The following is a 9,400-nucleotide window of genomic DNA, read 5'->3' on the forward strand; positions in this document are numbered from 1 at the left end:
CGGAACGGCGCGGAATCGGTCTCTCGGGAAGCGGGACCCGTTGACGCGCCAACCGCTGCGGGCGGACACCCCCCGACACACCCCCTTACGTCCGTACGCGGCTCACCCGCCGTGGGGGCTTGCGCCGCCCCCCTCACATGCGCCGACTCGCCCGTACGCGGCTCACCCGCCGCGGGGGCCTGCGCCGCCCCGGTGACGTGCGCCGACCCGTTCGTACGCGGCTGACCCGCCGTAGGGGCTTGCGCCGCCTCCGTGGGGTGCGTCGGCTCGTCCGTACGCCACTGACCCGCCGTGGGGACTTGCGCCACCCCGGTGACGTGCGCCGGCTCGTCCGCGTGCGGCTGGCCCGCCGTAGGGGCTTGCGCCGCCTCCGTGGCGTGTGTCGCGTCCGTACGCGGCTCACCCGGCGTGGGCGCTTGTGGCCCCTCGGTCGGGTGTTGCTGGACGTCCGTGGGGGTCATGGGGACTTCTCCAGCGCCGCGCCTGCCTCGCCGTTGACCGTCCAGCCCGTGTCGAAGCCGGGGAAGAAGAGGGGGACGGGGGCCTCGACCTCGGCCTTCATGACCGTGCCGTTGGCGGTGCAGTCGATGGACGTGTCGCTCCAGGCGGCGGGGAGGTGCTGGGTGCCGGCGGCCTGGCAGGCGCCCGGGACGTCGCCGTCGATGGCGTGGGCGGCTGTGGCGGCGCGGGCGGCCTCGTCGGCGGCGTTGCCCGCGAGGGAGTAGGTGTAGCCGTAGAGGGCGGCCTGCCAGAGGATCGTCATGACGATCAGGAGGAGGGGGAACATTCCGGCGAATTCGACGGTGGCCGAGCCTCGGTCACCGCCCTTGCGGCGCAGGACCAGGGCGCCGCGGTCGGAGGACGGTTTGCGGCGGCGGCCGCCGCCTCCGGTCTCCTGGGGCGTGACCAGTTCCAGTTCGCCGGCCAGGGACCACAGGGCCTGCTTGACCGATGAGCGGGCGTCCAGGTCCTGGAGGCGGCCCGCGTCGACGACGGACTGGAGTTCCTTGAAGGCGGCGGGGACCGCGTTGCGGGCGACCTTCGTGCCGGTGACCTTCTCGACGAGGGACGGCTGGATCTCCGTGCCGCGCGAGTGGCGGTTGACCACGGTGAGGGTCTCCTCCGCCTTGCGGATCTGGAGGCGGTCCCAGAGGCGGACCATGCGTTTGGCGGCGCGGATGGCGACCACGTCCGGGGTGACGAGGAGAAGTGCCTGGTCGGCCATCTCGACGGCCGCGGCGGTCGCCGCGGTCATCTGCGAGCCGCAGTCGACGATCACCACGTCGTGACGGGAGCGCAGGGTCGCGAGGACATGGCGGGCCACGCGGTCCGTCACCTCCTCGCCGCGCTCCCCCTCGGCGGGGGCCAGGAGGAGGGAGAGGCCGGTGTCGTGCGCGAACACCGCCTCCTGGAGGACGCGGGGGTTGATGTCCGTGATGCCGGCGAGGTCGGCGACGGAGCGGCGGAACTGCACGTCGAGGTACGAGGCCACGTCCCCGGACTGGAGGTCCAGGTCGAGGAGGGCGACCGTACGGCCCGACGCGCAGGCCGCGAGGGCGAGTTGGACGGCGGCGACGGTGGCGCCCACGCCGCCCTTGGCTCCGCTGACGGTGACGACGGTGCCGCCGGGGCCCGTGTACAGCTCGGGGGTGCTGCTGCCGAGGTGGCGGCGCATGCCGGTCGACCAGGCCGCGGCGGCCTGGACGCGTTCGGCGAGGGCGTCGTAGGACAGGGGGAGGTTGACGATGCCGCGGGCGCCGGAGTCCATGGCCGCAGTGAGGACACCGGTGCTGGTGTCGGAGGTGACGAGGACGACACCCACCGCCGGGAAGCGCAGGACGAGGTCGCGGACCAGGTCCAGTGCGGGCACCGGGCCGATGCGTTCGTGGACGAGGACGACCTCGGGCAGTTCGTCGAGGGAGTCGGCCGCGAGGCGCGCCAGGGTGTCGAGGAGGGCGGTGGAGTCGGGCACGGGTGGTGCGGGTTCGGCGTCGGCGAGCTGGCCGAGCAGGGTGGTCAGGGCGCTGGCCGAGTCGATGTCCCCGACAGCGGGGAGGATACGGATGGTCATCGGCGGTTCCCCGTTCCCGTGCCGGCCCCGGTGGGCTCCCCCGGTGACGCCTGTCCCTGTTCACTCATCAGCATGCCCAGTCGCGGGGGCATTCGACGCACCCCCGTTCGGGGTGCCCTCGTGCGGACGTTCCGGACCGACCTCATCGCGCGGTCTTCTCCTTGTCCTCGTCGAGGGTGTACGAGCGGTCGTCCGGTACGACGACCGTGGCGTCGCCGCCCCCGACGAGGGCGAGACGGACGTGCTCAGCGAAGGACTCGGCGAACGCGACGCGCTGGGCGTCGGCGGTGTCGAGCGCGAAGGTGATCGGGACGGCCTCGGTGACCGTGCGGCGGCGTTCGCTGCTGGACTGGCCCGGTTCGAGGGGGGTGAGTTTGCCGACGTCGATGACGCGGGCGTCGGAGACCATCAGCTTGGAGGTGTCCTTGCCGGAGTCGCTGTCCTTCTCCTCGAACGTGGCGTAGATGTTGACCAGCGAACCGGGGTTGATCTTTCCGGCCACACCGGTCGACGCGTCGATCATGATCGCGATCTCCTGCTGGCCCGGCTTCAGTTCGGGACGGTCGACGATCATGTCGGACTGGAGGAGGGAGCCCTTCTCCAGCTGGGTGACCGCGATCTTGCCGCGGATGTCGGCGAGGTCGGTTATCGCGGTGTCCGACAGCCATCGCTCCGGCATCGAGATCTTCTCGAACTGGCCCGCGGTCAGCTCCTTGTAGGGCGCGATGTCACCCTTCAGCCGGTACGCCGTCACCTCGGGCCCGACCTTGGAGTTCACGTCGCGGATCACCGAGAGCACCCCGACGAAGGCGGCCAGGGCGCACAGGGCCGACAGGACCAGCAGGACGACGCCGCGGCGCTGGCGCGAGTTCACTGAATCTCACCTCGTGGGGACGTGCCGGGCAGTAAGCGGACCTGCGTGCGGAGGGGGCGCACGTCCGTCATGGGGCGCCCCGCGGAAGGGCGCGGGCCGGGGCGGTCTCGGGTTCGCGCAGCGGGGCCGCGCAGAATCCGCAGCGGTCGCCGATGAGTTCCAGGCCGCACCAGTGGCAGGTCTCCCGGCGTACGGAGGACACGAGCTGGTAGAGCACGGAGACGTCGGAGAGCCCGGCGGCGAACTCGACGAGCTTCCCGGTCCCCCACCAGCGCACGGACCCCTCGGGCAGCGGCACGGTGGCGGCACCCTGCACCTTCCAGGCGGGCGCGAGGGCCGCGGTCACCCAGTCGGACGGCGGCTGCGGCCCCTGCGCGACCAGCAGCCGGGTGCCGAACTCGGGTCCGGACAGCGGTTCCTGGCCGGCCACGTTCAGCCGGACCAGCTGGGGGCGCGGCGTCGCCAGGACGGCGAACTGGGCGCCCGGCATCCAGGACTTGGCGTGCGCCTTGAGGGTGACCGGGATCCGGTCGAGTTTGGCGACGGTGCCGAGGACGGCGCCGGCGTAGATGTAGTGCGCGAGGAGGCGCACGGAGGAGGCGAGCACGCCCGGGCTGAAGTCGCACGCGGACAGCTGGCGCAACTGCTGGGCCAGCAGCGCGAGTCCGAGGGGCGGCAGATCGACTCCGAGCAGGGCGATGCGGTCGCTCTCCAGGACGGAGCGGACGGTCTGGAGGCGCCGGGTGACGGCGAGTTCCTCCGGGGTCGCGCCGGACGCCTGGTGGAGGGCGATGACGTAGCCGTGCTGCTCGATGAGCGCGTGCATGCCGAGCAGGGAGCTCTCCAGGGTCTCCTGGGGCTGTACGGCCGCGGGCGGTGTCTGCCGGTCGTGCGGTGGGAGCACCAGATCGGAACTGGTGACGGCTATCGCGGTCGGCACGCTGCACACCACCCCGTTCACTGCGGCGGGGTGGTCGAACCACCGCCTCAGTCGGCCCCTGAGAGGGCGGCACACGGCTCGCCGTCCCTCCTGCATCGTCTTGCATCAGCACCATATCCACGGCATGGCCCGATCAACACTGAATCTCCTTGATCAACTCACCGAAGGTGCGGGCCGTATCCACACAGAGTGAGACGCATATGCCCCAACTCCACGGGTGAACGGGGAGGTTGGGGCGCCCTTACGGGTGAACGGGCCTCTGAGCGGAGTATTGACAACCCGATTGGTCTGGACCAACTTGTACGTCCAGCGGTGGCCACCGTCCTCATCCCACTCCCCACCGGAGGCACCCCGTGGACCGCGTCCCAGGCATATCCCCACGCATACGCAGATGGGCGGCGGGAGCCGTCACCGCCGTACTGGCCGCCGCCGGCCTCACCCTCGCCGGGGCGGCCCCGGCGTCCGCCGCCGACATCAACAACGCCAGGAACGCCGGCTTCGAGTCGGGCCTCGCGAACTGGACCTGCTCGGCGGGCAGCGGCACGACCGTCTCCTCCCCCGTGCACGGCGGCGCCGCCTCGCTGCGGGCCACCCCGGCCGGGCAGGACAACGCGCGCTGCGTCCAGACCGTGGCGGTGAAGCCCAACTCGACGTACACGCTGAGCGCCTGGGTGCGGGGCGGGTACACATATCTGGGCGCGAGCGGCACCGGCACGACCGATGTGTCGACGTGGACGCCGGACTCGTCGGACTGGAAGCGGCTGAGGACCAACTTCACGACGGGTGCCTCGACGACGTCGGTGACGGTGTACACGCACGGCTGGTACGGGCAGGCGGCGTACTTCGCGGACGACGTGTCCGTGTTCGGGCCCGACGGCGGCGGTGGCGGCGACCAGCCGCCGACCGTCCCGTCCGCCCCGACGGGGCTCACCGTCTCCGGCACGACGTCCTCGTCCGTGTCGCTGGCGTGGAACGCGGTGTCGGGCGCGACGGGCTACAACGTGTACCGGAACGGCACGAAGGTCCAGGCCGTCAGCGGCACGTCCGCCACGGTGACCGGGCTCGCCGCCTCCACCGCGTACACCTTCCAGGTCACGGCGGTGAACGCGGCGGGCGAGTCGCCGAGGTCGGCGACGGTGACGGGGACGACGACGGCGACACCCGGCGGTCCCGGCACGGGGCTGCCCCGGCACGCGGTGACCGGCTACTGGCAGAACTTCAACAACGGGGCGACGGTGCAGAAGCTGTCCGACGTCCCGTCGCAGTACGACATCATCGCCGTCGCTTTCGCCGACGCCACCTCCACCCCCGGCGCGGTGACGTTCAACCTCGACTCGGCGGGCCTCGGCGGGTACACCGTCGACCAGTTCAAGGCGGACCTCAGGGCCAAGCAGGCCGCGGGCAAGAAGGTCATCGTCTCCGTCGGCGGCGAGCGCGGCACGGTGGCGGTGAACAATGCGGCCTCCGCGACGAACTTCGCGGACTCCGTGTACTCCCTGATGCAGACGTACGGCTTCGACGGCGTCGACATCGACCTGGAGAACGGTCTCGACGCGACTTACATGACGCAGGCGCTGCGGGCCCTGTCGGCGAAGGCGGGCCCCTCCATGGTCCTCACCATGGCCCCGCAGACCATCGACATGCAGTCGACGTCCAACGCGTACTTCCGCACGGCGCTGAACGTGAAGGACATCCTGACCGTCGTCAACATGCAGTACTACAACAGCGGTTCGATGCTGGGCTGCGACGGCAAGGTCTACGGCCAGGGCTCGGTGGACTTCCTGACCGCGCTCGCCTGCATCCAACTGGAGGGCGGCCTCGCCCCGTCCCAGGTGGGCCTCGGCCTGCCCGCCTCGACGCGCGGCGCGGGCAGCGGATACGTCGCCCCGAGCGTCGTCAACAACGCGCTCGACTGCCTCGCCCGGGGCACGAACTGCGGCTCCTTCAAGCCGCCGCGGACCTACCCCGATCTGCGCGGCGCGATGACCTGGTCGACGAACTGGGACGCGACGGCGGGCAACGCGTGGTCAGGCGCGGTCGGACCGCACGTGCACGAACTGCCGTAGGGCGTCGACGGCGGCGGCTCCGGTGTTGTCCGGGCCCGCCGCCGAAGTCGACGGGTGACCGTTTCGCCGGCGGTGCCTTCGGGTGCCGCCGGCGGACGTGTCACCGCCCGCCCTGCACCTCTGTGGCGCACGTCACCGGAACCCGACCCGCCCTGCGGAGAGGCAAGGGTGTGAGGTGGAAGAGGTGCATACGAGATGAGTGAGGCCGGCGACCCCGTGCGGGCGCGCATACGGGCCGGTGACCGGGCGGCGTTCTCCGAGGTCTACGACGCGTACGCGCGCGCCGTCTACAACCACGCCTACCGGCTCACCGGCGACTGGTCGACGGCCGAGGAGGTGATGGCGGACACCTTCCTCGACGCGTGGCGCACCCGGGAGCAACTGGACCCGGACGGCGGTTCGCTCAAGCCGTGGCTGCTCGGCATGGCGACCAACAAGGCCCGCAACGCCAACCGGGGCCTCGGCCGCCGGCTGGCCTTCCTGGCCCGTCGCCCCGCCCCCGGCCCGGTGGCCGACTTCGCCGACGAGACCGCCGGACGCGTCGACGACGCGCGCCGGCTCGCCGCCGTCCGCGAGGTGTACGGGCGGCTGCGGCGCGGCGAGCGGGAGGTACTGGCGCTGTGCGTGTGGTCGGGGCTCGACTACACGCAGGCGGCCGAGGCGCTGGGGGTGCCGGTCGGGACGGTCCGATCACGGCTGTCGCGGGCGAGGGAGCGGCTACGGCGGCTGACCGACGAGCGGCTGGGCGAACAGCGCGGAACATTCGACGCACATCGTGAGGAACCGGGGTGCCGCCGCGGAGAGGTAGAGGGTGAGGCCGCGTTCGCGGCCCTTCGACTCAAGGAGATCCAGGAGGGATCCCGATGAACGAGGAGCTGGCCCGACTGCTGCCGCCCCCGCCCGAGCGGGACGTTCCCCCTGGTCGCCTCTCCCACCACAAGGAACGTCTGATGCGACTCATCGACGAGGACCGGCCCGACGCCGCCTCCACCACGCCGGCTGACCCCGCTGCCGCTGCCGGCGGCCGGGACGCCAGCGTCCGCGGGCCCCGCCTGCGGAAGCCGCGCCCCGCGCTCTGGATGCCGGCCGCCGCGCTGGCGCTGGCCGGGGCGCTGACCGCCGGGCTGGTCACGACCATGGATTCCGGCCTCGGGGTGCAGACGTCCGACGGGGAGACCGCGGTCGTCCTGCTCGACCGCATCGCCGAGGTGGCCGCGGACACGGAGGTCACGCCCGTACGCGACGACCAGTTCGTGTACGTCAAGAGCCTCTCGGCCGGGGCGGAGGCCAAGGACGAGAACAGTGTGTTCGTACCGGGGAAGCCGCACGAGCTGGAGGCGTGGCTGCCGCAGGAGCCCGGCCCCGTGAAGCGGGTGGCCCTGCACTACGAGAGCGGCGACTACGTCCCCGTTCGGGAGCTGCTGCCGCCGGGCTCCCCGGGGACGCCCGCGGGCATCGACCGCCCCACGTACACGTGGCTGGCGTCGCTGCCGACCGACCCCGACCGGCTCCTCGACCGGCTCTCCCGCCTGACCAGGACCTTCGAGGGGCAGGAGAAGGACCAGGCCGTCTTCGACAAGATCGGAGAGGTGCTCGGCACGTCGGTCATGCCGTCGAGGACCGCCGCCGCGCTGTACGAGGCCGCCGCGAGGATCCCCGGGGTGACCCGGATCGAGAACGCGGTGGACCCGGCCGGACGGCACGGGGTGGGCATCCGACGCGTCGACGGGCACGCCGACTGGGCCACCGAGTGGATCTTCGACCGGCACAGCCTGGAGTACATCGGCCGGCGGAGCTATCTGACGGCCGACGGCCCGATGGGCAAGAAGGGGACGGTCATGGACGAGTCGGCAGTGCTGGAGCGGGCCGTCGTCGACAAGTGGCGGGAGCGGCCCGGCTCGTAGCCGGTGGGGACCACGAGGGGGCCTGCCCGCTTCGGCGGCGGGCCCCCTCGATGCCTGTCGGCCCCCAGACGCCGGTCGGTCCGCCTGGGTGATCAGCGGCAGCCGTCCGTGTTGCTCACCGGAAGGGGATGTTGAGCCAGGGGCTGCCGGGCTCGGACATCAGGATGCGGTGGGCGGCGGCCATCTCCGTGTACCAGTCGCCGAACTCCTCGTCGTCGAAGTGCAGACAGCGTCCGAGGATGTACCCGGCGGAGAAGTCCCGCCACGACCGGTACTCGACGGCCGCTGCGCGCCCGGCCCGCACGACCGCGGCCTCCGCCTCCTTCAGCGTCCCGAACCGGGCGCCGAGCCCCCAGCGGGCCATCTTCGAGGCACGGCCGAGGTCCCAGGCCTCGACGGAGGTGACGTACCGGTTCTCGTCGAGGATCCCGTCGGCGCGCATCCGGGCCTCGTACCGGGTGATGCGCCCGATGAGCCGCCGGACCCCCTCGACGTGCGCCTCGGTCTCCACCTCGGGAAGCGGGTCGTTCCTGGTGATTCCGTCGGGGCCGAGGGTGAGCGATCCTCCGGCCTTGGCCCGCAGCACCTTCTCGGCGGTCTGCTTCCAGTAGCCGACATCGACCAGCCCGCCGAAGTCCCGCGCGATGCCTTGGCGCAGGGCGAGCGCGAAGCTCCAGACCGAGCTGGAGCCACGGCAGCCCAGGAGCTCGTCCAGACGACCTCGCCACTCCTCCCGGGTGGTGATGCCCCACCATTCGCGCAGCCGGGTGCGTTCCCCGGTGTAGCCGGTGCCGTGCCAGGCCATGGCGTTCCAGAGGGAGCCGTTGTTGACGCACAACAGGGCCCCGCAGGCCAGGCCGTGGGCGACGGACCCGTACAGGGGGCCGCCCACCCGGAGCGCGCGCAGCGCGGGGCCGGGCCGCGGCGGGCCCCGCCGTTCGGAGGCCTGGGCCCACGCGGCGGAGTGCGGTGGCGCGGTGGGCAGGAACGCCTCGCAGGGGCTGCCGGGGTTGACCACGATCGTGGACGGGTCGGTGGGTTGCCACACGCGCGCGAAGAAGGCGAGGCCGACCCGGTCGAACACCCGGTGCTCCTCCGGAGCGGGCAGCATCCCCTCGGTGTACACCGCCCAGGCCCGCCCGCCGGGGACTCTCGGGTCACGCCCGAAGACGGCGTACGTACGGCTGGGCGTGGCGTCCGCCGCGGCGCGCTCGATCTCGAAGTAGAGGTGGTTGCGGGCGAGAGTGTCGAAGTAGGCGGCCCAGTCGCCGCGTTGCTTGGCGTCGAGCAGCGCGGACTCGACCTCGGTCGGGGCGACCCAGGGGGCCGGGGGAGGTGGGGCGAACGGGTCAGGAGAGGTGGACGAGGCCAACGGGGCATGCGGACCGGGTGCGACGGGCCCGAACCCTCCGGTGGACGGCCCGAATCCCCCGGGCTGCGGCCCGGACTCCGCGGGCGGCGGCCCGAACGACATGCTTCCCCCTCGCTGACCGAAACGCCTCCGGCCGGCCGAAGTCGGCTGCTGTACACGGGCAAAGGCAACGG

At 72.3% G+C, this 9,400-nt stretch carries 7 protein-coding genes; 3 read left to right on the plus strand and 4 right to left on the minus strand.

Annotation, left to right across the window (positions count from 1 at the left end; all coding sequences use genetic code 11):
- Window positions 1-457: 457 nt before the first annotated feature.
- The 3 genes from AOK23_RS24925 to AOK23_RS24935 all read right to left on the minus strand — a co-directional run bounded on the left by AOK23_RS24925 (window position 458) and on the right by AOK23_RS24935 (window position 3,885).
- Complete coding sequence (locus AOK23_RS24925; protein ID WP_055714881.1) at window positions 458-2,071, minus strand: CpaE/TadZ family protein; 1,614 nt, start codon at window positions 2,069-2,071, stop codon at window positions 458-460.
- 142 nt (window positions 2,072-2,213) lie between these two features.
- The gene (cpaB, locus tag AOK23_RS24930) at window positions 2,214-2,945 is read right to left on the minus strand and encodes a Flp pilus assembly protein CpaB (protein WP_055714882.1); all 732 of its coding nucleotides are present in this window, start codon (window positions 2,943-2,945) and stop codon (window positions 2,214-2,216) included.
- Window positions 2,946-3,012: 67 nt separating this feature from the next.
- The gene (locus tag AOK23_RS24935) at window positions 3,013-3,885 is read right to left on the minus strand and encodes a hypothetical protein (protein WP_240496544.1); all 873 of its coding nucleotides are present in this window, start codon (window positions 3,883-3,885) and stop codon (window positions 3,013-3,015) included.
- Between the two features lie 353 nt (window positions 3,886-4,238).
- Between AOK23_RS24935 and AOK23_RS24940 the strand changes: the two genes are divergently transcribed.
- From AOK23_RS24940 to AOK23_RS24950, 3 genes are all read left to right on the plus strand, one after another.
- On the plus strand, window positions 4,239-5,951 hold the full coding sequence (locus AOK23_RS24940; RefSeq protein ID WP_055714884.1) for a chitinase: 1,713 nt from the start codon (window positions 4,239-4,241) through the stop codon (window positions 5,949-5,951).
- 195 nt (window positions 5,952-6,146) lie between these two features.
- On the plus strand, window positions 6,147-6,818 hold the full coding sequence (locus AOK23_RS24945) for an RNA polymerase sigma factor (RefSeq protein ID WP_079049681.1): 672 nt from the start codon (window positions 6,147-6,149) through the stop codon (window positions 6,816-6,818).
- Window positions 6,815-7,855 (plus strand): CU044_5270 family protein, encoded by a 1,041-nt coding sequence (locus tag AOK23_RS24950; protein WP_055714885.1) that lies wholly within the window; start codon window positions 6,815-6,817, stop codon window positions 7,853-7,855. The genes AOK23_RS24945 and AOK23_RS24950 overlap by 4 nt, the downstream gene beginning before the upstream one ends.
- Before the next feature lie 115 nt (window positions 7,856-7,970).
- Here the strand turns inward: AOK23_RS24950 and AOK23_RS24955 are convergent, their stop codons facing one another.
- A complete protein-coding gene (locus AOK23_RS24955) occupies window positions 7,971-9,227 on the minus strand; it encodes a DUF1266 domain-containing protein (protein ID WP_055714886.1) in 1,257 nt (418 codons plus the stop codon).
- Window positions 9,228-9,400: the final 173 nt, after the last annotated feature.

Source organism: Streptomyces torulosus, assembly GCF_001419765.1.
GTDB lineage: Bacteria > Actinomycetota > Actinomycetes > Streptomycetales > Streptomycetaceae > Streptomyces > Streptomyces torulosus.